Source organism: Lysobacter sp. CA199 (genome assembly GCF_052078715.1).
Lineage (GTDB): Bacteria > Pseudomonadota > Gammaproteobacteria > Xanthomonadales > Xanthomonadaceae > Lysobacter.
On record NZ_JBQJIL010000002.1, the window covers coordinates 84,572 to 110,601 of the forward strand.

The following is a 26,030-nucleotide window of genomic DNA, read 5'->3' on the forward strand; positions in this document are numbered from 1 at the left end:
TACAGCGCTGCGAAATCCTGGTCCAGATGCAGCCGGCCGTGCCAGTCGCTCGCGGCCGGCGCGCCCGGCCCGGGCGCGGTCGGCCTGAGTGCCGTCGGTCTGAGTGTTATCGGTCTGAGTGTGATCGGGCGCCATCGCCGCGGCTCACTTGCGTACCCGCAACACCGCCAACGCCAACAGCCCGGCGACCATGCCCCAGAACACCGAGCCGATCTGGAACGCGCTGACGCCCGAAGCGGTAACCAGGAAGGTGATCAGCGCCGGCTCGCGTTCCTGCGGATCGTGCACCGCCGCCGCCAGACCGTTGCCGATGGTGGTGAACAAGGCGATGCCGGCGATCGCCAGCACCAGTTGCTGCGGAAACGCCGCGAACAAGGCCGCCACGGTGGCGCCGAACACGCCAGTCAGCAGATAGAACACGCCGGCGGCGATGGCCGCGGTGTAGCGCTTGCGCGGGTCTTCGTGGGCGTCGTGGCCCATGCAGATCGCCGCGGTGATCGCCGCCAGACTCAGTGCGAACGCACCGAACGGCGCCAGCAGCAGATTGGTCAGGCCGGTCCAGCCGATCAGCGGCGAGACCGGCGTGTCCTGGTAGCCGTGCGCGCGCAGGATGGCGATGCCGGGAACGTTCTGCGAGGCCATGGTCACCACGAACAGCGGCACCGCCACGCCGACGATCGCCGCCAGCGAGAATTGCGGCGTCACCCAGATCGGCATGGCCACCGCGAAGCGGAGCCGTTCCAGATGCAGTTCGCCTTGCGCCGCGGCGATCGCCACGCCGATCGCCAGGGTGATCACCACCGCATAGCGCGGGCTCCAGCGCCGCGCCAGCAGCCAGCCGACGAACATCGCCGCGACCAGCCAGAAGCGTTGCTCCATCGAGGTGAACACGTTCAAGCCGAAGCGCAGCAGCACGCCGGCGAGCATGCCCGAGGCCAGGCTGGTCGGCAGCCGGCTCAGGAGGCGCTCGAGCCAGCCGCTGAAACCCAACAAGGTGGTCAGCGCCGCGCTGACCACGAACGCGCCGACGACTTCCGCCAGCGGCAATCCGGCCGCGCCGGTGATGAGCATCGCCGCGCCCGGGGTCGACCAGGCCGTCACCACCGGCACCTTGTAACGCAGCGACAGGCCGATGCAGGTCAGGCCCATGCCCATGCCGAGCGCCCACATCCACGAGGCGATCTGCGCCTGATCGGCGCCGGAGGCCTGCGCGGCGCTGAACACGATGGCGGCCGAACTGGTGAAGCCGACCAGGACGGCGACGAAACCCGCGGTGACCGCGGACAGCGACAGATCGCGCAACACTCGCATGCAAGAACCGATCGGCGGGGGAGGCGGTCATGATGCGGCAATTGCCTTGGGCGAGGCGATGCCGGGTGGAACTTTCGTCGTTGCGCGAGGCGCCGTTCGCAGTTTGCGCAGGCATCGACTGTGGTGAAGCCGCGGTTGCTTCGTGGCAGGGGCCCGAAGCTTGGGGCGGGCCCGGCCCGAAGGCGGCGGCGAATCAGTCGATCGCGCACAGTTCGCGCGAAGTGAGCCAGAGGGGACTGGCGCAGACCCCGCCCAATACCAATGCGCAGGCGCAGAACAACACCACGCAGGTGGATTCGCAGCCGCAGCATATGCGGCACTGACGTTTCCGCCGCCGCGATCGCGAGACTGCGCGCTGGACCGTTGTCGGCCGGGCGGGTATGTTCGTCGCCGAACCCGCAAACCCGCGCCGCGCGCGCCGACGCACGCACGGCGCGCGACTTCGGCACGGGCGAGCGGCGCGGATAGCGGCAACCGGCCCGCTTGGGCGGAGAACTCATGAGCACACGACAACCGGTTCCGGCCGCCAGCGCGATCGGCCTGCGGATCCGGCGCGGACAGCGGCTGCGCATCATCGATCCGGTGGGCGGGCAGAGCGGCGATCTGATGGCGTACTCCGCCGACGCCAGCGAGCGCCTGAGCAACGGCCGCAGCTTCGATTACGCCGGCAAGATCTATTTCTCCAGCGGCGATGTGCTGTGGTCGGACCGCAGCCGACCGATGCTGACCATCGTCGACGACGACGTGGGCCGGCACGATTTTCTGTACGCGGCCTGCAGCGCGCAGATGTACCGCATCCAATACGGGATGACCCAATACCACGCCAACTGCCACGACAATCTGTGCGCGGCATTGCGCGAACTCGGCGTGGATCCCGGGCCGCTGCCGTCGCCGTTCAATCTGTTCATGCATGTCGAGGTGGACGCCGACGGACGCTTGCGTTTCCTGCCGCCTAAGTCGCGCGCCGGCGATGCGATCGTGCTGCGCGCGGAAATGGATCTGGCGGTGGCGGTGTCCTCGTGCCCGGCCTCGACCTGCAACGACGGCGCGACGGCGCGGGCGCTGGCGATCGAACTGCTCGACGACTGAGCGCCGCGCTCAGTCCAGGGCCCGGTCCCATTCCGGTGTTTCGCCGAAACGTGCGGCGAGGAACTCCAGAAAACTGCGCACGATCAACGGCATCTGCCGGCGCGAGGCGTAGACGCCGTAGATGCCCATCGGCTCGGGCGCATAGCCGGGCAACACCACCGCCAGTTCGCCCGCGGCGATTCGCGGCGCGACCAGATAGGTCGGCAACATCGCGATGCCGGCGTCGGCGCGCACCGCCTGCATCAGCGCGGTGGCTTCGTTCGCGCTGAGGTTGCCGCTGACCGCCACCGTCGCGGTGCGGCCTTCGCCGTGCAGGCGCCACAGGCTGCGGCCGACGTAGTGATGGGTGAGGCAATTGTGGGTGGTCAGATCCTCGGGACACTGCGGGACGCCGTGCGCGCGCAGATACGCCGGCGTGGCGCACAGCAGCGAACGGCACAGCGACAACCGCCGCGCGATCAGGCCGGCGTCGAGTTCGCCGCTGATGCGGATCGCCAGATCGATGCGTTCCTCGACCAGGTTCACCGCGCGATCGATCAGCAGCATGTCGACCGCGGTGCCGGGATAGCGCGCCACGTAGTCGGCCACCGCCGCGGCCATGTGGCTCAGGCCGAAGGAGGTGCTGCAGGTGATGCGGATCTGGCCGTGCGGCGCGTCGCCGGGGTTGGCCAGCGCCGCGCGCAGGTCTTCACCCAGTTCCAGGATCGAACGGCAGCGGGCGAGCGCGGCTTCGCCTGCCGGGGTAAGGCTGATACGGCGGGTGGTACGGTGCAGGACGCGCGCGCCCAGCCAGTCCTCCAGTTCGGCCAGATAGCGCGAGACCATCGCCCGCGACATCGACAGCGCTTCCGCGGCGGCGGTCAGGCTACCGCGTTCGGCGACTTGCACGAACACGTTGATCGCGGTGAACCGGTCCATGGGTCAGCTCATTTGCTCGATCTGCGCAACAGTCAGTCGACTTATACGCAGTTTTTCGCGCGGTTTCATTCGCCTATCGTGGCTTTCACCGGCGCTGACTCCTGCCGCCCGCCCCATCCACTCCGACCAGGACACGAGCATGAAAACCCTCCGTTTGAGCGCCGCCTGCGCGATCGCCATGACCCTCGCCGTCGGCGCCTGCGCCGAGAAAGCGCCGGTCGCCGCGTCCGTCGCCGAATCCGCCGGTGCGACGCCCTCCGCCTCGGCTCCGGTCGCGCAGCCGCTGACGATCGAGGTCTACAACCCCGGCGAGCAGGGCATCTTCGCGGTCTCCTCGACCCTGGTGACCGGCGCCAAGGACGCGGTGTTGATCGACGCGCAGTTCTCCACCGTCGACGCGGCCAAGCTGGTCGAACGAATCAAGGCCTCCGGCAAGCGCCTGACCACCATCTACATCAGCCACGGCGATCCGGATTTCTACTTCGGCCTGGTCGCCCTCAGCGAAGCGTTTCCGCAGGCGCGGGTGCTGGCCACGCCGCAGACCATCGCCCACATCCGCGAAACCTCGGCCGGCAAGCTGCAGTTCTGGGGGCCGAAACTCGGCGCCGGCGCGCCGAGCCGGATCGTGATCCCCGAACCCTTGCAGGGCGACACGATCGATCTGGAAGGCAATGCCTTGCGCATCGTCGGCCTGGACGGCCCGACGCCCGATCGCAGCTTCGTCTGGATCGAACCGATCAAGACCGTGCTCGGCGGCATTCCGGTGATGGCCGGCGAGCACGTGTGGATGGCCGATACCCAGACGCCGCAGTCGCACGCGAACTGGTTGAGCACGCTCGACCGGATCGCCGAGCTCAAGCCCGAGGTGGTGATTCCCGGACATTTCGCCCCGGGCGCGGCGCGCGATCTGGACGCGGTGCGTTTCACCGCCGACTACATCCGCGCCTTCGATGAGGAAACCGCCAAGGCCAAGGACTCGGCGGCGCTGATCGCGGCGATGCAGCGGCGCTATCCGGGCCTGGGCGCGCAGGCTTCGCTGGACCTGAGCGCCAAGGTCGCCAAGGGCGAGATGAAATGGCCATGAGCCTGGCCCGGCCCGCCGTCGCGGTCGAATCCGCACATGCGACGAGCCTGGACTACGTCTACGACCCGCTGTGCGGTTGGTGCTACGCCGCCGCGCCGCTGGTCCGCGCCGCCGCTCGATCCCGGGCGTGCGGATCGAATTGCATGCCGGCGGCATGATGAGCGGCGCGAACCGGCGACGCATCGATCCGCGCTGGCGCGAGTTCGTGCTGCCGCACGACCGCCGCATCGCCCAGGTCAGCGGCCAGCCGTTCGGCGCGGGTTATTTCGACGGTTTGCTGCGCGATACCGCCGCGGTGCTGGATTCCACGCCGCCGATCGCGGCGGTATTGGCCGCGCAGGCCTTGGCGCGGCGCGGTCTGGATCTGTTGCATCGCCTGCAGCACGCGCATTACGCCGAAGGCCGCCGCATCGCGCAGACGTCGGTGCTGCTGGCCGTGGCCGGGGAGATCGGCCTGCCGGCGCGGGCGATGGCCGAGACGATGCAAGGATTCGGCGGCGGCGCGGTCGAGCGGCATATCGAACAAAGCCGCGCGCTGTTGTCGCGGCTGGGCGGCCACGGTTTCCCGACCCTGGCCTTGCGCGTGGGCGAGGGCTGGCGCGTGCTCGATCTCGGCGCGTATCTGGGCCGCGCCGAGGCCTGGCGCGCGCATCTGCTGGAGGCGATCGCGGGTTCGTCGCCGCTCGTGGCGTCGATCGATCCGGCGACCTGCGCGGCGGACGGCTGCGCCATCGTTTGATCTCTTGCCGGATCGACGGCGTCGCTCGACGGTCGTTGGTGCCTGCGTCGTGACCATCACTTCGTGGCCGCGCCACTCCGGTTTCCCCCTGTAGGAGCGGCGCGAGCCGCGACCACATCCCACACCCGCCCGCGCCAAGTTGGGCCGGGCGCGGCGGTTCACTGACATCGAAACCATCCTCGAAAGCGCCTGGAGCCCGCATCGCGATCCGGCGTACCAGCCGCGTCGGCCGACCCCGCGGTTTGCCGGACGTCAGCGGCGATTATCGACCCCGAAATCGGCGGGCCGGAGCTTCGATGCCCCGCCCGGGCGGCGCTGAAAATCGCATATTCAGATCGGCCCGCCGCCCGGCCCGGCGCATTCACAGGCACTGCACGGCCATTGCGTTCACGTTTCCTAATGAGGTCGTGGAGGCGCCCTGATCGGACAAATACGGCATCGCCGGCGATATATATAGGTGATTCGATGGCATGTTTAACGTGTAAATTAACGCGGCGGCCGGTCTCGATCAGCCTGCCCTGAATGCGCGATCGGGGAGCGCCGCCGGGTCGAGCGCGGCGGTATCGAGGATGCGACAACCAGAAAAATAAACGCTTACCAGCGTCCCGCGCCGCGGTACGTCCGGCATCGGTGCGACGCGCACCGGCGATCGGACCGTAGCCCTTCGTTCATTCACCAGGACCGGTCATGCCCAACATCACGATTCGCCAGAGAATAATCCTCAGCTTCGCGATCATCGTCGCGGTGATGCTGGTGATGGGCGCAATCTCCCTGCAGCGTCTGCAGAAGATCCAGAGCGAAGAAAACCAACTGCGGCAGTATTTCGTCCCCGGCTTGCATATCTCCGGCAAGATCGAAACCGAGTGGCATGCCTATTACACCGCGCTCACTGGCCTGACCTCGTCCAAGCCGGAAAAACGCGCCGACGCGGTCCTGCGCCTGAATGAGCGCCGCGTGGCGTTCCAGACCGCGATGAACCGTTACCGCCCCACCATCGTGGAGGCGGTGGACCAGCGCAGTTTCGAAGCGCTCGATCAACTCGCCTCGAAGATATTCGCGCTGCAACCCGAACTGGTCAGCGCCGGCAACGTCGATCCGGTGTCGGTGCAGCAGATGCTGCAGGTGCAGGTCGCCCCGATCTTCGACAAATCCGACGATCTGGTCAGCGCGCTGATCGAATACAACTTTCGCCGCGCGACCGAGTCGGGCACCCGTATCGACGGGGCGGTGGGCGATGCGCGGATCGGCATCGCCAGCACCTTTACCGTGGCCTTGCTGGTCGCCGGGCTGGCCGGGTTCTACCTGTGGCGTTCGGTCACCCACCCCTTGGATCTGCTGGCGCGCGCCTCGGAAGTGATGGCCAAGGGCGATTTCAGCCGGCGCCTGGGCTTCAACCGGCGCGACGAATTCGGCGCGGTCGCGCAGGGCTACGACCGCATGAGCAGCGATTTGTCCGAACTGGTCGGGCAGATCCAGACCTCGGGCATCCAGGTCAATTCCTCGATCAACGAGATCACCGCGACCCTGCGCGAGCAACAGGCCACCGCGGCGCAGATCGCCGCCACCACCACCGAGATCGGCGCGACCTCGCGCGAGATCGCCGCGACCTCCAAAGAGCTGGCGCGGGCGATGGGCGATGTCGCCGGCAGCGCCGAGCAGACCGCCTCGCTGGCCGGCCACGGCCAGGACGGCGTGGCGCAGATGGAAGAAACGATGGGCCGGATGATCGACGCGACCGCGGCGATCAGCGGCAAGCTGGCGGTGCTGGCCGAGAAGGCCAGCAACATCAGCCAGGTGGTCACCACCATCACCAAGGTCGCCGACCAGACCAATCTGCTCTCGCTCAACGCCGCCATCGAAGCGGAGAAGGCCGGCGAGTACGGCCGCGGCTTCTCGGTGGTCGCGGTGGAAATCCGCCGTCTGGCCGATCAGACCGCGGTGGCCACGCTGGACATCGAACAGATGGTGCGCGAGATCCAGTCGGCGGTGTCGGCCGGCGTGATGGGCATGGACAAATTCTCCGAGGAGGTCCGCCGCGGCACCGGCGACGTGCAGCAGGTCGGCGGCCAACTGTCGAAGGTGATCGAACACGTGCAGGCGATGGTGCCGCGCTTCGAGACGGTCAACGAAGGCGTGCAGGCGCAGGCCGCCGGCGCCGAGCAGATCAATCTGGCCCTGGTCCAGCTCAGCGAGGCCGCGCAACAGACCGTGGATGCGCTCAAGCAGTCCAACCAGGCCATCGACGAGCTGCATCAGGTCAGTGCCGGGCTGCGCGACGGCGTCTCCAAATTCAAGCTGCAGGCCTGATCGTTCGCCGTGGCCGAAGCTTCGTTCGCTCAGGAGAGCCCCGCCTTGCTGTTCCTGGTCTTCCATCTGGATCGCGACCGCTACGTCATCGAGGCGGCGCGGGTGATCTCGGTGTTGCCGCTGGTGCAGGTCAAGGCGATCCCGCAGGCGCCCGAGGCGGTGGCCGGTCTGTTTGATTACCGCGGCGAGCTGTTGCCGCTGATCGATCTGTGCCGGCTCGCATTGGGGCGCGCGGCGCGGCCGTTGCTGAGCACGCGGATCATCGTCGCGCAGTACGACGACAGCGCCGGTCGGCCGCGCAAACTGGGCCTGATCGGCGAGCAGGTGCTGGAGACGGTGCGTTTGCGGGAGAGCGATTTTCAGGACTCAGGCGTAGATCATCCCGACACGGCCTATCTGGGCCCGGTGGCGGCCGATGCGCGCGGCGCGATCCAGCGCATCGCCATCGAGAGCCTGTTGCCCGAGTCGCTGTGCGAACTGCTGTTCCAGCAGCGGACGGCGGACGCATGAAGCCCGGCGGGTTCCAGCAATGGCTCAAGGACACAATGGGTCTGGACGCCAGCACCATCGGTCCGACCATCGTCGAGCGCGCGGTGCAGCGGCGCATGGCCGAGTCCGGCCGCGCCGACCTCAGCCAGTACTGGTCGCTGCTGCGCGGTTCGGCCTTGGAGCAACAAGAACTGATCGAAGCGGTGGTGGTGCCGGAAACCTGGTTCTTCCGCGACGCGCAAGCGTTCCAGGCGCTGGCCCGGCATTACGATCCATCGTGGGCGGCGGCCCGGCCCAACGAACGCCTGCGCCTGCTGAGCCTGCCGTGTTCGACCGGCGAAGAGCCCTACACCATGGTGATGGCGCTGCAAGAGGCCGGGTTTCCGCGGGAACGCATGGACGTGGAGGCGATCGACATCAGCGAACGCGCCTTGCACAAGGCGCGTCAGGGCCGTTACGGCAGCAACTCCTTCCGCGGCCGCGAGCTGGATTATCGCGAACGCCATTTCGAGGCGACGGACGAGGGCTGGCAGTTGCCCAATTCGATCCGCTCGCGGGTCAACTTCACTCAGGGCAATGTGCTCGATATCGGCTTTCTGCCCGGCGAATCGCTGTACGACGCGATCTTCTGCCGCAATCTGCTGATCTATTTCGACGCGCAGACTCAGTTGCGCACCGTCGAAGTGCTCCGGCGTCTGCTGCGCCCGCAAGGCTTGTTGTTCGTGGGACCGTCGGAAGCGAGCCTGCTGCTGTCGTTGAATTTCGTCTCGGCCCAGTTCCCGATGGCGTTTGCGTTCCGCAAAGCCGCGGCGCAACCGGCTGGCGTGGTGGATACGCCGGCGCCGCGCAGCGTCGTCGCGCCGCTGCCGACCGGCCGCGTTGCGTCGCCGGCGCGACCGGTCGCGACGCGATCGGCGCCGGTGCGGGCGCCCGCGCCCGCCAGCGCGGTCGTCGCGCCGGTCGACGAATCCTTGCTCGACCAGGCCCAGCGCCTGGCCGACAACGGCCGGCTCAGCGAAGCCTTGGCCGCATGCCAGTCGCACCAGCGCGCGCATGGACCGTCTTCGCGCATGTTGTATTTGATCGGCCTGATCGACAGCGCCAGTGGGCGCGAGCGCGAGGCCGAGCAGCATTTCCGTAAGGCGCTGTATCTGGAACCCTGCCATGAAGAAGCGCTGATGCATCTGGCCTTGCTGCTGGAAACCCGCGGCGACGCGGCCGGCGGCCGGGTGTTGCGCTCGCGCGCCGAACGTTGCCGCGGCGACGCCGCGCAGGGCCGGTCCCGATGAGCGCCAAACCTTCCAACGACGCCTCGCACAGCGCGGTCGCGCGCCTGCTGGACCGCGCGCCCGACCATGGTGAGTTGCAATCGGCGACGTTGCACGTCGCCGCCCGCGAACAAGACCTGCGCTCGCTGACCCGGACTTTGTTCGTGTTCCGCCTGGGCAGCGAGTGGCTGGGATTGCCCGCAGCGGTCGCCGACGAGGTGATCGAGCCGCGGCCGATCCACGGCCTGCCCCACCGCCGCGAAGGCGTGGTGCGCGGGCTGGTCAATGTGCGCGGCCAGCTGACCGTCTGCGTCGCGCTGGAAGCGCTGCTGCAATTGCAGCCCGGCGCGGTGGCCGAGCGTCCCGGCGCGCGCCGCAATCTGTTGAGCAAACGGCTGGTGGTGTTGTCGGTGCACGATCAACGCCTGGCGTTCGAATCCGACGAGGTGCACGGCTCGCACCGTTACGATCCGGCCGCCGTCGGCAATGTTCCGGCCACGGTGGCCTTATCCGGCGCGCCGTTCAGCACCGGCGTGCTGAGCATGGACGGCGGACGCAGCGTGGGTCTGCTCGATGTCGAGCTGATGATCGGCGCAATCAACCGGCGGCTGGGATGAGCACAGGCAATCTCCAGAATTACTCGCTGCACGACCTGTTCCGGATGGAAGTGGAAGGGCAGGCGCAGGTGCTCACCGAAGGCCTGCTGGTGCTGGAAAGTCAGCCCGATTCGGCCGCCGAACTGGAATCGTGCATGCGTGCGGCGCATTCGGTGAAAGGCGCCGCGCGCATTCTGGGTTTGTCGGCGGCGGTGGCGATCGCGCATGTGATGGAGGATTGCCTGGTCGCCGCGCAGGAACGGCGGCTGGTGTTGGATCGCGCCGCGGTCGATGCTTTGCTGCGTGGCGTGGATCTGCTCAGCAAGATCGCGGCCACGCCGCCGGAGCAGGCCGGCGCGTGGATGCGCGACGACGCGCCGCAGGCGCAGGCGTATTGCGACTTGCTCGCCCAGGCGTTGGCATCGGAATCCAACCCGGCGCCCGCCACCGAAGCGCCGTCGCCACCGCCGTCACGTATCGAAAGCCGCGAAACGCGAGGCGAGGGCGCAGTGCTGGCCGAGGGCGAAGAGCGGGTGCTGCGGATCACCGCGCGCAGCCTCAACCGTTTGCTCGGACTGGCCGGCGAATCGCTGGTCGCCTCGCGCTGGCTCGATCCCTACATCCGTTCGCTCGACCGGCTCAAGCGCGTGCAGCACAGCGGCGCGCAGGCGCTGGACAAGCTCGCCGAGCTGGCCAGCGTCTCGCGCGATCCGCGCGCCACCGCGCTGCTGATGGAAGCGCGTTCGCTGGCCGCCGAGTCGCAGCGTCTGCTCACCGAACGCGTGGCCCAGTTGGATCTGTTCGAACGGCGCAGCGCCAGCGTTGCTCATCGTCTTTACGAAGAGGCGTTGTCGAGCCATATGCGGCCGTTCGCCGACGGCACCCACGGCTTCAAGCGCATGGTCCGCGACCTGGCGCGCGAGCTGGGCAAGCAGGCGCGACTGGAAATTGTCGGCGCCAAGACCCAGGTCGATCGCGATGTGCTGGCCAAGCTGGAAGCGCCGCTGAGCCATCTGCTGCGCAATGCGGTCGATCACGGCATCGAGCCCGAGGCGCAGCGCCTGGAGGCCGGCAAACCGGCGGCGGGCCTGATCCGCCTGGAAGCGCACCACGTATCGGGCCTGTTGGAGATCACCGTCGAAGACGACGGCGCCGGCATCGATCTGGAGCATATCCGCGCGATCGTGGTCGCGCGGCGTCTGGCCGACGAGGACATCGCCGCGCGGCTCAGCGAGGCCGAGTTGCTGGAGTTCCTGTTCCTGCCGGGTTTCACCTTGCGCGAGGTGGTGACGGAGATATCCGGGCGCGGGGTCGGGCTGGACGCGGTCCAGGACATGGTCAAGCAATTGCGCGGCAGCGTGCGCCTGTCCTCGCAGCCGGGCATGGGCTCGCGTTTTCAATTGCAATTGCCGCTCACCACCTCGGTGCTGCGCGGGCTGGTCGTGGACATCGGCGAGGAAGCCTATGCGTTCCCGATGACCCAGGTCGCCTGTACCGCGATGGTGCCGCGCGAGGACATCCAGTGGCTGGAAGGGCGCCAGCACTTCCACTTGCACGGGCGCCGTATCGGACTGGTGTCGGCGACCCAGGTGCTCGGCGGCAACGACGAGCAGGCTTCGCCGGATCGATTGCACGTGGTCGTGGTCGGCGGCAGCGAACACGAATACGGTCTGGCGGTGGACGGATTCCGCGGCGCCAACGAACTGGTGGTGCAGCCGCTGCCGACCCAGTTGGGCAAGATCAAGGACATCAGCGCCGGCGCCTTGCTCGACGACGGCACCCCGGTGCTGATCGTGGACGTCGACGATCTGGTGCGTTCGGTCGAGCGCCTGGTTTCGACCGGACGGCTGGCGCAACTGCGCTATCAGGATCACGCCCAGGCCTCGGCGCGCAAGCGCGTGCTGGTGGTCGACGATTCGCTGACCGTGCGCGAGCTGGAACGCAAACTCATCGAGAGCGGCGGCTACCAGGTCGAAGTCGCCGTCGACGGCATGGACGGATGGAACGCGGTGCGTTCCGGTCATTTCGATCTGGTCGTCACCGATATCGACATGCCGCGCATGGACGGCATCGAACTGGTCGGCCTGATCAAGAAGGACGCGCGCCTGCGCGATCTGCCGATCATGATCGTCTCCTACAAGGACCGCGAGGAAGACCGCCGCCGCGGTCTGGAAGCCGGCGCCGATTTCTATCTGACCAAGGGCGGGTTCCATGAAGAAGCGTTGTTGCAGGCGGTGGTCGACTTGATCGGCGAGGCGGCGGCATGAGGATCGCCATTGTCAACGATCTGGCGCTGGCGGTGGAAGCGCTGCGGCGGGTGATCGGGCAACGCCGCGATCACTCCATCGCCTGGACCGCGGCCAACGGCGAGGAGGCGGTGCAGCGCTGCGCGCTCGATCCGCCCGATCTGGTGCTGATGGATCTGCTGATGCCCGGCATCGGCGGGGTCGAGGCCACGCGCCGGATCATGGCGGCCAGTCCGTGCCCGATCCTGATCGTCACCGCGAGCGTCGGCGGCAACGCGCCGTTGGTGTTCGAGGCCATGGGCTATGGCGCGATGGACGCCACCGACGTGCCCGCGCTGGGCTTGGAGGGCGGCAACGGTAACGGCAACGGCGGCCGCGAGTTGCTGGCCAAGATCGATCTGATCGCCCGTTTGATCGGCGACACCCCCGCGCAGCGCGCGATCAAGCCGACGCCGCGGCGCGGCAACGCGCGGCGGCTGGTCGCGATCGGCGCATCCGCCGGCGGCCCGGCGGCGTTGTCCGAACTGCTGGCCGGTCTGCCGGCGAATTTTCCCGCGGCCCTGGTGATCGTGCAGCACATCGACGAAAAATTCGCCTTGAGCATGGCCGACTGGCTCAACCGGTTCTCGCCCAACCCGGTGCGCGTGGCCGCGCAGGGCGAGCGGCCGGCCGCAGGCACGGTGCTGCTGGCCGGCACCAACGAGCATCTGGTGCTCGAGACCGACGGCGCGTTGGGCTATACGCGCGAACCGGTCGAGCAGCCGTATCGTCCCTCGGTCGATGTGTTTTTCGACAGCGCCAATCGCGTCTGGAACGGCGAGATCGTCGGTGTGCTGCTGACCGGGATGGGCCGCGACGGCGCCAAGGGCCTGGAAGCGCTGCGCCTGAACGGTCATCACACCATCGCACAAGATCAGGCCAGCAGCGCCGTCTACGGCATGCCCAAGGCGGCGGCCGAGCGCGGCGCGGCGGTCGATGTTCTTCCGTTGAACCGCATCGCCGCGAAACTGCGCGAGCTGTTCGCAGATCACAGGAGTGTCTCCCCATGAGTGTCCCCCCCGTGAACCGTCACCTGGGGTTGCCGAGCGAACATCGGTTCGTGGTGCTGCTGGTCGACGATCAGCCCTTCATCGGCGAGGCGGTTCGTCGCGCCATCGCCAAAGAACTGGATATCGACTTCCATTACTGCAGTTCGGCCAGCGACGCGATCGCCATGGCCGAAGCGCTGAAGCCGACGGTGATCATGCAGGACCTGGTGATGCCCGACGTCGATGGCATGACCCTGGTGCATCTGTACCGGGTGCATCCGGCGCTGCGCAACGTGCCGATCGTGGTGCTGTCGAGCAAGGAGGACGCGGCGGTCAAGAGCCAGGCCTTCGCCACCGGCGCGGCCGACTATCTGGTCAAGCTGCCCGATCCGATCGAACTGATCGCGCGCATCCGCCACCATTCGCAGTCCTACCTGTACCACGTCGAACGCGACCTGGCCTACCAGGCCTTGCGCGAGAGCCAGCAGAAACTGTTGGAAATGAACGAGACCTTGCGCCGTCTGAGCGACGTGGACGGACTGACCGGGCTCAACAACCGGCGTTATCTGGATCAGTACCTGGATCAGGAGTGGCGCCGCGCCGCGCGCGAGCGCGCCGAGTTCTCGTTGCTGATGATCGACGTGGACAACTTCAAGGTCTACAACGATCTGTACGGCCATCTGGCCGGCGACGAGGCGCTCAAGGCGGTGGCCAGCGAAATCCAGCAGTGCGCGCAACGCCCGGCCGACGTGGCCGCGCGTTACGGCGGCGAGGAGTTCTCGCTGGTGTTGCCCTCGACCTCGGCCGACGGCGCCGCGCGGATCGCCGAACAGATCTGCGCGCGGGTCTACGATCTGGCCATTCCCAACGAAGGCGCGCCGACCCAGCGCATCACCGTCAGCGTCGGCGGCGCCACCAGTTCGCAGCGTCACGTGGGCAGTTACGAATCGCTGCTGCAGGCGGCGGACCGGGCCTTGTACGACGCCAAGCGGGCCGGCAAGAACCGCTCGCTGATCTGCGAAGTGGGTTGAAAGCGCGCCGGCCGCGACGAACGCGGCCGGCGCGCTGCCGCTACCGGTCAGTGTTCGAGCACGCTCACGCTGGTGACGTACTGCGAGTCGCTCGTCCACGGCGAGGGATTGCCCACGCCCAGGGTTACCTGGATGGTCTTGCCGGCGATGTCGCCCAGATCGAAGTAACGCATCGGCACCAAGGCGCCCGGGCACCAGCTGCGCGGATTGCTGGTGTTGTTGTTGCGGAAGATCCCCGGATTGCCGCGCGGACTGAATTGCTCGTAGCTCGCGCAATCGATCTTGGTGCTGAAAGTGGCGAGCGAGTTGCCGTTGACCTTCACCGAGATATTGGTGTTGGTGTACTCCTGTCCTCCGGAGGAGGCGCCGTAACCGGCGATGCTGACCGCCAGCGTGCCGATGCCGAGATTGGCGCTGTGCTAAACCGCCGCGGTGGCGATGTCGGCGTCTTTCTCCGATGAGCGCGACAACACGCTGACCACGTCTGGATCGCTGCCGGCCGTCAGCGACTTGGTCGAGACCAGCGCCAAGGAGTACTTGAAACCGACTTCAGCGATCGCCGGATCGGTCACTCCGTGATTTTCGCAAGCGTCGTCGCCGTACTGCGGATTGGAGCCGCCGCTGATGCCGACCCAGATGTCGCGGTCGGGATTGGCCAGCGCCGCGGCATACGGATCCATCGGCGCATCCGGATACACCCGCGTCGCCTTGGCGCCTTGCCACATGTCGCTGAAGGGCGAAATGAAATCGGTGAAGGTCACCCGCGGCGTGTCCACCGTCGGCGCGGTGCCCTTGGGCGTGCTGATGAAGAACGCCGAAGCGAAGCGATCGTAGGGATCGCACTGGGCGTGATAGGTGATGCGCAAGGCGACGTCGTCGCCGATCTTGGCTTTTTCCGCATCGCTGAGCTTGCGCGTGAACTCAGTTCCGCGCTTCCACATCAGCGTCCCGGCCGGCGGGGTGTAGGTGGTCGGTTCGGTGCTGCGGTAGATGCCGAACTGCGGCACTTGATCGAGCACTTGCACCAGCTTCTCCGCGGCCGGCGGCGCGTCGTGGACTTCGAACTCGTAGATGCGCGCGGCGCTGTCGCTGCCCTGGGTGGGCGTGGTGATGTTGAGGCGTACATAGCGCGCGCTGGCCGCGGCGATGGAGTGAGTGGTGAGGTTGGCGGTGTTGTTGCTCACCGTGACCGGCGTGGTCCAGGCGGTGCCGTCGGCGGAGATCTGGATGTTGAAGTTCTTGCTGTTGAAGCTGGCCGGCTCGCCGCCGCTGCCGGCGTGCTTGACCACGAAGCTGGAGATCGAGCGGCTCGAACCCAGGTCGACCTGCAGCCACTTGCTGCTGGCGGTGGAGCAGAATTTGTCGCTGTTGCCGCCGCTCACGCTGCCGTTGAAGGCCTTGGGCGCGCTTTCGTTGGCGTTGCACGCGGCCGAACCGGTCGCAGCCTTGTTGAGCGCCAGATTGGCCGCCGCAGCCGTGCCGGCCAGGCCCATGCAGGCCAGCACGCCGGCCGCCTGCAGCCACGGGGTTCGCGGAACACGATGTCTCGATTGCATGGAGAGGTCCTTTTCTTGACGGTGGGATCGCTGCGTGAACGGCGGCCGGGGCGAGTGCGGGCGTGGAGAGCGCGAGTTGCGCGCAGCGTCTGGGCCGATCCGGGACAAACTGGATACGACCGGATTTAGATCGATCCAAACGAGAGAGTAAGTTCGCCCAGGGCGGGATTTGCGATGCCGCATGCAGCTTGCGCAAGCAAATCGGTGCGTTGCGTCGCAGTTCGCGATTCCTGGCGCACCCGCCTGGTCGCGTTGTCGTCGGCGCGCGGCCGCGGGTAGTGTGGTGTCCGGTCCAAGGAGCGCAGTCGTCGCATGATTGACGCGATTTCAACAGGCCGGGTTTCATGAGCGTGGGATTGTCGCCGCGCCTGGCCGCGATCGTCGCCGCATTGCCGTTGCGGCCAGGACTGCGCGTGCTGGAAATCGGTTGCGGCCCGGGCGCCGCGGCGCGCGCGGTCGCCGCGCGCATCGGCGACGGGCAGGTGCTGGGCATCGACCGCTCGCCGCGCGCCATCGCCCAGGCGATCGCGGGTTCGACTGATGCGATCGCTTCGGGCGTGCTGAGTTTTCGCGTGGTCGCGATCGAACACTTCGAGCGTGCGGACGGCGAAGCGCCGTTCGATCTGGCCTTCGCCGTGCGGGTCGGCGCGCTGGACGGGCGCCACCGGCAAGCCGGCCGGATCGCGCTGGAGCGTATCCGTCATGCCCTGGGCCCGCGCGGCCGATTGTTCATCGACGGCGGCGATCCCCTGCGCGAAATCGCGCTCGCGCCGCCGCGCTGATGCGCTCAGCCCGGAGCCAGGGCCAGTTCCGGCTCGGGCGGACGCTGAAACTGGCGTTCGACCAGCCGCGCGTAATAGGGATGGGTGGCCAACAGTTCGGCGTGGCTACCGATCCCCGAGATGCGGCCGTTGTCGAGAAAACAGATGCGGTCGGCGTGCATCACCGTGGACAGGCGATGGGCGACGATGATGTTGGTGCGGCCCTGCATCAACTCTTCCAGCGCCAGCTTGACCTGGTGTTCGGTTTCGCTGTCGAGGTTGGAGGTGGCTTCATCGAGGATCAGGATGTCCGGATCGCGCAGGAACATGCGCGCGATGGCTATGCGCTGGCGCTGGCCGCCGGACAAGTTGTTGCCTTGCTCGATCAGCACCGTGTCGAAGCCTTGCGGCATCTTCTCGATGAAATCCAGGGCGCCGGCGCGGCGCGCTGCCGAGCGCAGCTGTTCGTCCGAGAACTCGCCGTCCAGGCCATAGGCGATGTTGTCGCGCACGCTGCCGGGCATCACCGGCGCGCTTTGCGCGACATAGCCGATGCTGGCGCGCCATTGCCGCAGCGGTAACTCGGCGATGGCTCGGCCGCCGTAGACGATTCGGCCGCCGCTGGGCGAATAGAAACGTTCGATCAAGGCCAGCAAGGTGGTCTTGCCGCTGCCGCTGGTGCCGACCAGGGCGGTGGTCTTGCCGGGTTCGAAACGCAGATCGATCCCGCGCAAGACCGTGCTCTGGCGCCCTTCGTAGGCGAAGGACACGTTATGAAACTCCAGCAGGGAACCGGGGATGCGCGGAGCGTCGCCCGGATGCGGCTCTTCTTCGGTTTCGCCCAGGATCGCCGCGATCCGCACCGAGGCGCCCTTGGCCTTCTGCAACTCGGCGGTGAAATGGGTCAGCTGCATCAACGGCGTGACGACGTTGAAGATGTACAGGATGAAGGCGGTCAAGGTGCCGACGGTGATCTCGCCGGCGGCCACGCGCGCGGCGCCGTACAGCAGGATCACGATGATCGCCAGGGTCATCGCCAAGCGCATCAGCGGTTCCAGCAGCACGTTGACCCGCGCCACCCGCAGCCCCAGGCGCTTGAGGTCGTCGATTTCCTCATGACTGCGCCGGCGTTCGCGCGGCTCGGCGGTGAACGCCTTGACCAGGCGGATTTCCTGGAAGATGTGGGTGAGGATGCCGCTGAAGCGCGCGGTGCGATCCTGGATCCGCCGCGACAGGCCGTCGAGCAGGAACGCGATCGGAATCATGATCGCGAACGCCGCGCCGATCGATCCCAGCAAGGTCAGGGTCAAGCGTACGTCCAGCAACAACAGCACCACCGTCGAACCGGCCAGCAGCAACACGCCGCTGAGCAGGTTGATGAGCTGGCGGGTGATCAGTTCGCTGATCGATTCGCAGTCGCGCACCACCCGGCTGACGCGTTCGCCGCTGCTTTCGCTGTCGAAGGACGCGACCGGAAGGCTCAGCAGTTTGTCGACCAGCCGCTGGCGCAGGCGCGCGACCAGTTGGTAGCCGACCCGCGCCAGCAGATAGGCCGACAAGGCGCCGACCAAGCTGGTGCCGGCCAGGATCGCGACCAGGCCGACGATGGCCCCCACGTCCACGCCGCCGCTGCTGAAGCGGTCGATGATCTGGCGGATCTGGATCGGGAACCAGAGGGTGCCGGCGACCGAGACCATCGCCGCCAGAGTGGCCATGCTCAAGGCGACCGGCGAAGGTTGGCCGGTCCGGATCAGGCGCCATAGATCGTGATGGGAACTGCGCATTCGAACTCCGGATGGCGCGATGCCGTTCGGGGTGGGCCGCGACGAGGTGGAAGTCGTCCGGAAGGAGCGGGCGGATGGACGATGGCGCTCGATCGCGCGCGGATGCGGACGACGCGTTCGCACGCGTCGTGCATCGGATCACGCGATGAAAGTTGGAGGGAGAGAGCCGGTGGCGGCGAGCGAAAGCGGGCGATCGACTCCGACTGCCGTGCCCCGTTCGCACGAGACCGCTTGCGCTTGCCATCGCCGGTTATGTCTACGGGCTGCTTGTGCAGTGTCGCGGCGCGCCGCCGGGCCGGTCAACGACCACACGGCTTCGCGCTTCGAAGTAGCGATGACAATCGCAAATAAGCCAGTGAGCGATCACATAAACGCCCGCGATCGGCGGTTTGATCCAATGCTCGCGTCGTTGCCGGACTGAGTGTTTCCTCATATTTTCCGCGATTTCAGGGGTTATCCGAACCGCCGACGAGGCGATGGAGCAAGCGGTTTCGTAACGGGCCCGCGCCGCCGACGACGCGCATGGCGATCGCAGCCGGTTCCAAGTCGCGCGCGATGACGATTCGTTGACCGCGATTGCTGATCGGTATGACCGCATACGACAACACGCGCGATGCCGGCTTCGATAGCGGGCCGCGGCGGCTAGCATCGACGCATACCGACGCAGCGTCGCGAAGTTGGCGGCGCAGGCGATCAAGTCGCCGCATCGCAACCGTTGGGGACCAGCCTGGTTCGGCCCTTTCCGAGAACCAGGCCCGGCCCCGGTTGTGACGCAAGTCGGATGTCGATCGCAGTAAGCCGAGCCGCCGTCCCCTTCCACGAGTTCCGAGGCATCACATGACTACTTTGAACGGCCCTTCCTACTCGGGCCCGCAATTGGGTTCCCTGGTCCACACCAAATCCGAAGTGGAAACCTCGCAGGTCGCCGTGCCCACGGGAATGAAACCGGTAGTGGTCGAACCGGGCAGCAACCTCAGCCGGATCGCCGCCGACAACGGCATGACGCTGGAGCAACTGCTGGCGATCAATCCGTAGTCAGTCTCGACCCCGCGTCCGAGCCGAACACGCGCAGCGCCGACTTGATCTATCCGGGCGAAGTGATCTTCGTATCGGGCGATAAAGCCAAGGCGACCGATGCCGCGGCGACCCGCTACGAGGCCACGCTCGATCAGGGCCATGCGCCCGCGTCGGCGCCGGCCACCGCGGCCAAGAAGGAATTCACTCAAGCGGTGAAGGCCGAGATCGATGCGGGCGTCGTGCTGCCGCCCAAAGCCAACCGTGAAGACCACGCCAAGCAGGTGGTCGCCGTCGGCGAACGGATCGCCCTGCGCTACGAGGCGCAAGGCGAGCCGGAATTGGCCCAGGCGGCGCGGGGAGTGGCGCAGGAACGGGCCAAGCAGATCAGCGATACGGACTGAAGCGGCGCCGCCTCGATCGCGCTGCCGCAACGGCGCGCCTGTTCAGGGCGCGCCGTGGATTTATTCGCCCCGTGCCGTCCCGTCGCTGCGATAAACCTTTTCGCCGCATCGCGCATCGCAGATGCCGGCGGAAGGAGGAAGCTGCGATGACACGATCGGGTGCAAGAGCCGCGCTGGCGTTATCGGCGTTGTTGCTGGGCCATGCCGTCGCCGCGCCCGCGGGCGATGCGCCGCCGCGCAAGGACTGCCGCGCCGAGCGTGCGGGCGAGCGCCGGTTCTGCGAAACGGTCGAGGCGTATGCGGACCTGTTGCGTTTGCCGGGTTATGCGCTGGCGGTCGCCAACCATGGAAAGATCGTGTACCTGCACACCGGCGGCTACGCCGACATCGCCCGGCGCAAGCCGGTACGGGCCGATTCGATCTTCCCGATCGCCTCGGTCACCAAGACCTTTACCGCGACGCTGATGCTGCAGTACGCCGCCGAGCGCCGCATCGCGCTGGACGACTACATCGCCGACTATCCGCAGATTGACGACGCCTCGGCCTGGCTCTACGACAGCCCCGACATCCGCATCCGCCATGTGCTCTCGCATACCTCCGAGGGCGCCGCGCCGGGCGATGGGTATTCGTACAACGGCAACCGGTTCAATTACGTCTATGGCGTGTTCGCCAAACTCACCGGCGAGAAGGACTACGCCAAAGCGTTCGCGGGCGAGGTCGACGCGCAGATCTTGAAGCGCATCGGCCTGCGCGACACTCTGGCCGGAATGCCGGAGCCTTCGGACTCGGCGCACACGGCGCGCATCGTCACGCCGTACCGCTACGATGCCGGACGCGCATCGTTCATCGCCGACGACGATCTGCAAGGCGGGCATCGGCGCGCGTATCCGAACAGCGGCATGCTCTCCACGCTCGCCGACCTAGCGCGTTATCTCGATGCGCTGCGCACGACCGATCTGGCCGGCCCCGACGCGCGCGCGATGACCACGCCGTTCAAGCTCAACGACGGCCGCGATTCGCCGTATGCGCTGGGCTGGTTCTCCGAAACCTGGGACGGCCGGCCGGTGCAGTGGGTGTACGGGCTCGGCCCGTCGTACGCGTCGTTCGTCATGCACGTGCCGGAACGGCGCGTGAGCCTGATCTTTCTGGCCAATACCGACGGGCCGACCGCGGCCTTGCGGCTGGGCTATGGCAATGCACTGCAGTTTCCGCTCGCGGCGGGGTTCCTGCGCGAGTTCGCCGGCGCCGATATCGCCACGGTAGCGCTCGACGAGGACAGCGACGCGCTCGGAGCGCGCTTATCGGGCCTGAGCGCGCAGCGCAGGCGCGAGGCGTTCGCGCAGACGATCGGTGTGGCGTTCACCCGGCACTACGCGGACCGATTGCAGCCGGCCCGATCCGGCCGCGGCGAGTCCGCAACCGCGCTGGTGTCGATGCTGTACGACGTGGATCCGGTCTATTTCCGCACCCCGCATCCGCAGTTGATCGCGTTGATTGCGGAACTACGGCAGCGTTCGCTGAGCGGACCGATGGACGAATTGGCGCGGGCCTACGATGCGGCCGGACGCATCGACCCGCAGGTCAGTCAGGACCTCGGCGATTTCTATGCCTGGATGGGCGACGCGGGACGATCGGTGCGTTACCGGCGGGCGCTGCTGCAGGCGCCGGGATACCACGCCAACGATGCGACCATCAACACCGCCTTCGCGTTGGGCGATTATTACTTCGAGCAGGCCGATATCGCCGCTGGCCGCGCCTGTTACTGGACCGGCATCCGCAACGCGGTGCGCGCGGGCTGGGGCAGGGACTTCGCCGAAGCCAAACGCTTGCGGATGACCCGATTGAGCGAAGCCGCACGGCATCCGGACGGCCGCGCGCAACCCTGACGATAAGTGTCCGGCGCCGGTCGAAGCGGCGCGCAGGGCCGCGTTTGCAGGGCCCACGCATGCCGTCGGCGCGGGCTGGGACGGCTTCGGGCTTGAGCAGATCGGGCCACCCGGGCCCGAGCGCGGCTGTCCCCATCTTGCGGATATCGGCGCAAATCTGCGGAAAATCTACGGTTTTGTTTGAAAACGATAACAGTTCTCATTAGCATGCGGGCAGGGGCGCCGGTTGATAGCGCTGTTCCAGTTTCCGCCTGGCACCGCGGGTCTGATGGGGATCGAAAGCAATGACGTTGATGATTGGCTCGCAGCGCGGGTGGAGGCGGGTTCCGGCCCTGTCGGTTCTGGCGGTCGCGGTGAGCGGGTTCAGCGCGCATGCCGAGCAGGCGCCGCGCGCCGATGCCACCTCGTTGGACCGGATCGTGGTCAAGGCCGAGAAGCAGGGCCGTTCGCAGCAGCAGACCGGTACCAGCGCCACGGTGTTGAACCAGCGCATGCTGGAGGCGCGCGGGCTGGAGGACAGCCGCGCGGTGCTGTCCAATCTGGTCAACGTCACCAACGTCGGCGTGGGCAACGTGGCCCCGGCGGTGCGCGGCGTCGACGGTACCGGCCCGGCGGGCGGAGTGGATGCGTTCTTCGCCGGCACCCGGCCGCGCCTGAACTTGGCCATCGACGGCCGTCCGGCCAGCTATAACGAAATCGTGTTCGGCGGCAGCTCGCTGTGGGACGTGGAGCAGATCGAACTGCTGCGCGGTCCGCAAAGCCTGCTGCAGGGCCGCAACGCGATCGCCGGAACCCTGGCGATCAAGACCCGCGATCCCAGCTTCGAGCCCGAAGGCAGCGTGCGCGTGCTGGCCGGCGACTACGAGCGGCGCCAGGCCGCGTTCGCGGTGTCCGGGCCGCTCGCCGGCGATCAACTCGCGTTCCGTTTGTCCGGCGATATCCAGCGCCAGCACAGCTATCTGGACTTCCTGCCGATTCCCGGCGCGTCCGATCCGGGCGAGTTCGAAACCCGCACCCTGCGCGGCAAGTTGCTATTCAAACCCGAGGCCTTGCCCGACCTGACCGCGCTGCTGACCTTCCAGCACGCGCAAGCCAAGGCGCCGCAGGGCGAAACCGAATCGCGTCCGTTCGGTCACGGCATCAACAGCACGCCCGACATGCCGGTGTTCGCCAACCGCAGCAACGCGCTGATCCTGGATACTCAGTGGCGCCTGAGCGAGCGCCTGCGCTGGGACAATCTGATTTCGGCGACCGATCTGCGGGTCAACCGTTACGCGCCGGTGCGCGGCGGCATCGCCACCATCGACAACCGCGAGTACGTGCTCGAACCCAAGCTGGTGCTCGATCGCGGCGACGCGCGCAGCAGCGGCGTGTTCGGCGCTTATCTGTTCCAGGCCAAGCAAGACGAATTGATCGACTTCCCGGCCGATGAGCGCTTCAACGACGAGATCCGCACCGCGGCGATCTACGGCGAGAGCCAGGTCGCGTTGAGCGACCGCTGGGAGCTCACCGTGGGCGCGCGTTACGAGCGCGAAAGCCACCGCCGCCAGGGCGGCGAGGGCGTGCTGGTAAAGATCGACATCGACGAGACCTACAGCGCGTTCATGCCCAAGCTCGGCGTGAGTTTCAAGCCCAATGCGTCGTGGACGGTCGGCGGCCTGGTCTCGCGCGGCTACAACGCCGGCGGCGGCGGGGTGACCTTGGATTTCCCGATCGTCAGCTACAGCTACGCCCCGGAATACGTAATCAATTACGAAGCCTACTTCCGCGGCGAACTGGCCGACGGCCGCGTGCAGATCACCGGCAACGTGTTCTACGGCGATTTCCGCGACATGCAGCTGCCGTTCGACCTCAATCCCGATCCGGCGGTGTGGTCGGTGGTGGTGCGCAACGCCGATCGCGCGCGCAACTACGGCGCCGAGTTCGGCCTGCGCTGGAAGGCGATGCCGGGCCTGGAGCTGTACTCCGACATCGGTCTGTTGCGCACCAAGGTCACCGAGTATCCCGGTTCGGGCATCCAGGGCAACGAATTCGCTCATGCGCCGTCGCTGACCTCCAATCTGGGATTGATCTGGCGCGGCCAGAGCGGCGGCGAGTTCAGCCTCAACGCGCGCTACTCCAACGCTTATTTCTCCGACATCGAGAATCGCTCCTTCGGTCGCACCGATCCTTACTGGATCGCCAACGCCAAGGGCGGTTATCACTTCGGCCGTCTGTACTTGTTCGCCGGTGTCGACAATCTGTTCGACGATCGCTCGGCGACCGAACTGTCGACGTTCACCAATCAACCCTCGCCGTTCGATACCGCTTCGCTGCTCCGCCCGCGCAGCTGGTACGCCGGCCTGCAGTACGACTGGTAGCCCATGCACGCTCACGGCTCGCGCTGGTTCCGTTTCAATCTCTGGCTGCATCGCTGGGCCAGCTTGGTGGCGACGATTCCGTTTCTGATCCTGTGCCTGACCGGTACGGTGTTGATCTTCCACGAAGAGATCGACTCGGCGATGGGCGTGGTGCCGACCGCGGCCGGATTGGAATCGGCGCCGCATCGGCCGCTGGCCGAATCGGTGGCCAATCTGCGCGCGGCCTTCCCCAACGAACGGATCATGTCGGTCGGCATCGATGCGGAAGAACATCCCGGGGTGTTGCTGCTGGTGACCGCACCGCAGGAGGACCGCGGCTTCGACCGCGCCAATCTGCGCTTCACCCGCCTGGCGACCGCGCAACCGACCCAGGAGGGCGGCGAGGCCAGCAAGACCCTGACCGGCTTCCTGCTGGAACTGCATGCGCAGTGGTTTCTGGGGCCGCTCGGCGAACTGGTGGGCGCGCTGATCGCGTTGCTGGTGCTGGTCTCGTTGCTGTCGGGATTGGTGGTGTATGCGCCTTATGTCAAGAAGATCGCCTTCGGCGTGTTGCGCCGCGGGCGCAGTCCGCGCCTGCTGCAACTGGATCTGCACAATCTGATCGGCGCGGTGGTGCTGGGCTGGGCGCTGGCGGTGACGCTGACCGGATTCCTGCTGGGTTTCGGCACCATCGCCACCGGCATCTGGCAGGCGACCGAACTGCCGGTGCTGCAAGCGCGTTATGCCGGCGCTGCGGTCGACCGTCGCGATCCGCCGGCGGATCCGGATCGGGTCTATGCCGCCTCGCTCGCGGCGGCGCCGAAGGGCTGGCACGTCATCTCGATGATCTACCCCGATACCGATTTTTCGACCAACCGCCATTACACCGTGTTGCTGGGCGGTCAAGGCCTGGACGAGAAGTTGTTCCGCGTGGCCCTGGTCGACGCGACCGACGGCAAGGTCGCCACCATCGTCGAGTTGCCCTGGTACTTGAAGGCGATCGTGCTGGCCCAGCCGCTGCACTTCGGCGATTACGGCGGGCTCGCGCTCAAGCTGCTGTGGACGTTGTGCACCTGGCTGACCTTGTTCATCACCGGCAACGGCGCCTGGCTGTGGTGGGACCGCCGGCGCAAACGCAAATCCGAGGGCCGGGCGAGGGCGCGGTCGTGAGAACCTCCAGTCCGTTGAAATGGGTGCTGGCGATGGCCGCGGTCTGCATGGCCGGCATCGTCGGCATGTTGGTGGCCGACGGTATCGCCGATACGGCGTTCTTCGTTCTGGCGGCGCTGCCGCTGGCGGTGGGACTGTGGCGCTGGCATCGCCGGCGCAAGCCCGCGCCGCGCGGTTCATAGGTCAAACGCCGCCGAAATACGGGGCGTATCGCGCCCGAACGAGGGAGCTTGCAGGTTCGGTCGCGTAAGCGCGGGACCGACGCTGGCGGCTATTCAGCGGCCCGGAATCACGGCTGGCTAACACTCGCCGGCGCAAGGTGACTGCGTGCCGCAACGCAAAGTGTGGCAGCGCCCCGGGCGATGCGATGGTCTTCGCCCGACCTAAACGAGCCTGAATGTGTTCGTGTCCTAGACGACGCGAGCGGGGCTTTCGTTTGCCTCGTACTGGGGCGAGCGATCCTGGAGGCCTGACCAATGAGTACCTGGACCCCTTCCGTCGGTGCGCTTGCCGATCCTTTTCCTGTTGCGCTGAGCGAAACGGCGCCGAAGAACCTGCTCGAAGTCGCCGCGGCGCAGGGCTCGTTCTCGGTGTTCTGCGAAGCGGTCGATCGCGCCGGCCTGACCGAATTTCTCAATGGCCACGGTCCGTTCACCGCGTTCATCCCGATCGACGCCGCGTTCTACGCCTTGCCGCGCGGCTTGCTCGATACGCTGCTGCTGCCGCAAAACACGGTCAGGCTCGCCGAGCTCATCTACGGACACGTACTTGCCAAACGCAAGGCCGTGGCCGACTTCGCCCGATGGGATGCGCTCAAGACGGTCAGCGGCAGCAATGTGGCGATCCAGGCCAACAACGGCCATGTCGCCTTCGGCGTCGGCAAGGTCGTCCTGGCCGATATCCATTCCAGCAACGCGGTCATCCACGGCATCGATCAGGTCAATCTGCCGGCGCGTTAGCCGCGGGCCGTGCATGCGCGGCTGTGATCCGTTCGTCCGCGTGCGTGCAAC

24 protein-coding genes are annotated in these 26,030 nt (G+C 67.1%); 19 read left to right on the forward strand and 5 right to left on the reverse strand.

The features are described 5' to 3' along the window. Positions 1-144 precede the first annotated feature (144 nt). Positions 145-1,311 carry a benzoate/H(+) symporter BenE family transporter gene (locus ACTOWJ_RS03205; RefSeq protein WP_441333146.1) on the reverse strand — a complete coding sequence of 389 codons (1,167 nt, stop codon included), beginning with the start codon at positions 1,309-1,311 and terminating at the stop codon, positions 145-147. A 29-nt stretch (positions 1,312-1,340) separates the two neighbouring features. Between ACTOWJ_RS03205 and ACTOWJ_RS03210 the strand changes: the two genes are divergently transcribed. Then, positions 1,341-1,634, forward strand: coding sequence for a hypothetical protein (locus tag ACTOWJ_RS03210; RefSeq protein WP_441333147.1), 294 nt, complete (start codon positions 1,341-1,343; stop codon positions 1,632-1,634). Between the two features lie 175 nt (positions 1,635-1,809). Beyond that, positions 1,810-2,400 (forward strand): DUF1989 domain-containing protein, encoded by a 591-nt coding sequence (locus ACTOWJ_RS03215; RefSeq protein ID WP_441333148.1) that lies wholly within the window; start codon positions 1,810-1,812, stop codon positions 2,398-2,400. 9 nt (positions 2,401-2,409) lie between these two features. Here the strand turns inward: ACTOWJ_RS03215 and ACTOWJ_RS03220 are convergent, their stop codons facing one another. Beyond that, positions 2,410-3,318, reverse strand: coding sequence for a LysR family transcriptional regulator (locus tag ACTOWJ_RS03220; RefSeq protein ID WP_441333149.1), 909 nt, complete (start codon positions 3,316-3,318; stop codon positions 2,410-2,412). A gap of 139 nt (positions 3,319-3,457) precedes the next feature. On the opposite strand from ACTOWJ_RS03220, the gene ACTOWJ_RS03225 reads away from it, so the two are divergent. The 9 genes from ACTOWJ_RS03225 (at position 3,458) to ACTOWJ_RS03265 (ending at position 14,106) form a co-directional block, all read left to right on the forward strand. Further along, entirely contained in the window at positions 3,458-4,402 is a 945-nt protein-coding gene (locus ACTOWJ_RS03225; RefSeq protein ID WP_441333150.1) for an MBL fold metallo-hydrolase, read from the forward strand. 127 nt (positions 4,403-4,529) lie between these two features. Continuing rightward, positions 4,530-5,141: a DsbA family protein gene (locus tag ACTOWJ_RS03230; protein WP_441333151.1), complete on the forward strand. Its 612-nt coding sequence runs from the start codon at positions 4,530-4,532 to the stop codon at positions 5,139-5,141. A 687-nt stretch (positions 5,142-5,828) separates the two neighbouring features. After that, positions 5,829-7,448, forward strand: coding sequence for a methyl-accepting chemotaxis protein (locus ACTOWJ_RS03235; RefSeq protein WP_441333152.1), 1,620 nt, complete (start codon positions 5,829-5,831; stop codon positions 7,446-7,448). Positions 7,449-7,493: 45 nt separating this feature from the next. Further along, positions 7,494-7,958: a chemotaxis protein CheW gene (locus tag ACTOWJ_RS03240; protein WP_441333153.1), complete on the forward strand. Its 465-nt coding sequence runs from the start codon at positions 7,494-7,496 to the stop codon at positions 7,956-7,958. After that, positions 7,955-9,226 carry a CheR family methyltransferase gene (locus ACTOWJ_RS03245; RefSeq protein WP_441333154.1) on the forward strand — a complete coding sequence of 424 codons (1,272 nt, stop codon included), beginning with the start codon at positions 7,955-7,957 and terminating at the stop codon, positions 9,224-9,226. Before ACTOWJ_RS03240 ends, ACTOWJ_RS03245 begins: the two co-directional genes overlap by 4 nt. Beyond that, positions 9,223-9,822, forward strand: coding sequence for a chemotaxis protein CheW (locus ACTOWJ_RS03250; protein ID WP_441333155.1), 600 nt, complete (start codon positions 9,223-9,225; stop codon positions 9,820-9,822). Before ACTOWJ_RS03245 ends, ACTOWJ_RS03250 begins: the two co-directional genes overlap by 4 nt. After that, the gene (locus ACTOWJ_RS03255) at positions 9,819-12,068 is read left to right on the forward strand and encodes a hybrid sensor histidine kinase/response regulator (RefSeq protein WP_441333156.1); all 2,250 of its coding nucleotides are present in this window, start codon (positions 9,819-9,821) and stop codon (positions 12,066-12,068) included. The genes ACTOWJ_RS03250 and ACTOWJ_RS03255 overlap by 4 nt, the downstream gene beginning before the upstream one ends. Then, on the forward strand, positions 12,065-13,096 hold the full coding sequence (locus ACTOWJ_RS03260) for a chemotaxis response regulator protein-glutamate methylesterase (RefSeq protein ID WP_441333157.1): 1,032 nt from the start codon (positions 12,065-12,067) through the stop codon (positions 13,094-13,096). The genes ACTOWJ_RS03255 and ACTOWJ_RS03260 overlap by 4 nt, the downstream gene beginning before the upstream one ends. Then, positions 13,093-14,106 (forward strand): GGDEF domain-containing response regulator, encoded by a 1,014-nt coding sequence (locus tag ACTOWJ_RS03265; RefSeq protein ID WP_441333158.1) that lies wholly within the window; start codon positions 13,093-13,095, stop codon positions 14,104-14,106. The genes ACTOWJ_RS03260 and ACTOWJ_RS03265 overlap by 4 nt, the downstream gene beginning before the upstream one ends. Before the next feature lie 47 nt (positions 14,107-14,153). Here the strand turns inward: ACTOWJ_RS03265 and ACTOWJ_RS03270 are convergent, their stop codons facing one another. Together ACTOWJ_RS03270 and ACTOWJ_RS03275 are read right to left on the reverse strand one after the other, a co-directional pair. Continuing rightward, positions 14,154-14,507, reverse strand: a complete 354-nt coding sequence (locus ACTOWJ_RS03270) for a peptide-N-glycosidase F-related protein (RefSeq protein WP_441333488.1) — start codon at positions 14,505-14,507, stop codon at positions 14,154-14,156. Positions 14,508-14,525: 18 nt separating this feature from the next. Continuing rightward, complete coding sequence (locus ACTOWJ_RS03275; protein ID WP_441333159.1) at positions 14,526-15,662, reverse strand: discoidin domain-containing protein; 1,137 nt, start codon at positions 15,660-15,662, stop codon at positions 14,526-14,528. 344 nt (positions 15,663-16,006) lie between these two features. On the opposite strand from ACTOWJ_RS03275, the gene ACTOWJ_RS03280 reads away from it, so the two are divergent. Further along, positions 16,007-16,444 (forward strand): SAM-dependent methyltransferase, encoded by a 438-nt coding sequence (locus ACTOWJ_RS03280; RefSeq protein WP_441333160.1) that lies wholly within the window; start codon positions 16,007-16,009, stop codon positions 16,442-16,444. A gap of 5 nt (positions 16,445-16,449) precedes the next feature. Here the strand turns inward: ACTOWJ_RS03280 and ACTOWJ_RS03285 are convergent, their stop codons facing one another. Next, the gene (locus ACTOWJ_RS03285) at positions 16,450-18,207 is read right to left on the reverse strand and encodes an ABC transporter ATP-binding protein (RefSeq protein WP_441333161.1); all 1,758 of its coding nucleotides are present in this window, start codon (positions 18,205-18,207) and stop codon (positions 16,450-16,452) included. 837 nt (positions 18,208-19,044) lie between these two features. Here ACTOWJ_RS03285 and ACTOWJ_RS03290 point away from each other — a divergent pair. From ACTOWJ_RS03290 to ACTOWJ_RS03320, 7 genes are all read left to right on the forward strand, one after another. Next, positions 19,045-19,242: a LysM peptidoglycan-binding domain-containing protein gene (locus tag ACTOWJ_RS03290; protein ID WP_441333162.1), complete on the forward strand. Its 198-nt coding sequence runs from the start codon at positions 19,045-19,047 to the stop codon at positions 19,240-19,242. Between the two features lie 44 nt (positions 19,243-19,286). After that, positions 19,287-19,625, forward strand: a complete 339-nt coding sequence (locus ACTOWJ_RS03295) for a hypothetical protein (protein ID WP_441333163.1) — start codon at positions 19,287-19,289, stop codon at positions 19,623-19,625. A gap of 146 nt (positions 19,626-19,771) precedes the next feature. Further along, positions 19,772-21,511: a serine hydrolase domain-containing protein gene (locus tag ACTOWJ_RS03300; protein WP_441333164.1), complete on the forward strand. Its 1,740-nt coding sequence runs from the start codon at positions 19,772-19,774 to the stop codon at positions 21,509-21,511. A 353-nt stretch (positions 21,512-21,864) separates the two neighbouring features. Continuing rightward, entirely contained in the window at positions 21,865-23,871 is a 2,007-nt protein-coding gene (locus ACTOWJ_RS03305; RefSeq protein ID WP_441333165.1) for a TonB-dependent receptor, read from the forward strand. A gap of 3 nt (positions 23,872-23,874) precedes the next feature. Next, complete coding sequence (locus tag ACTOWJ_RS03310) at positions 23,875-25,020, forward strand: PepSY-associated TM helix domain-containing protein (protein ID WP_441333166.1); 1,146 nt, start codon at positions 23,875-23,877, stop codon at positions 25,018-25,020. Then, positions 25,017-25,202: a hypothetical protein gene (locus ACTOWJ_RS03315; protein ID WP_441333167.1), complete on the forward strand. Its 186-nt coding sequence runs from the start codon at positions 25,017-25,019 to the stop codon at positions 25,200-25,202. Before ACTOWJ_RS03310 ends, ACTOWJ_RS03315 begins: the two co-directional genes overlap by 4 nt. Before the next feature lie 294 nt (positions 25,203-25,496). Then, positions 25,497-25,979: a fasciclin domain-containing protein gene (locus ACTOWJ_RS03320; protein ID WP_441333168.1), complete on the forward strand. Its 483-nt coding sequence runs from the start codon at positions 25,497-25,499 to the stop codon at positions 25,977-25,979. Positions 25,980-26,030 lie beyond the last annotated feature (51 nt).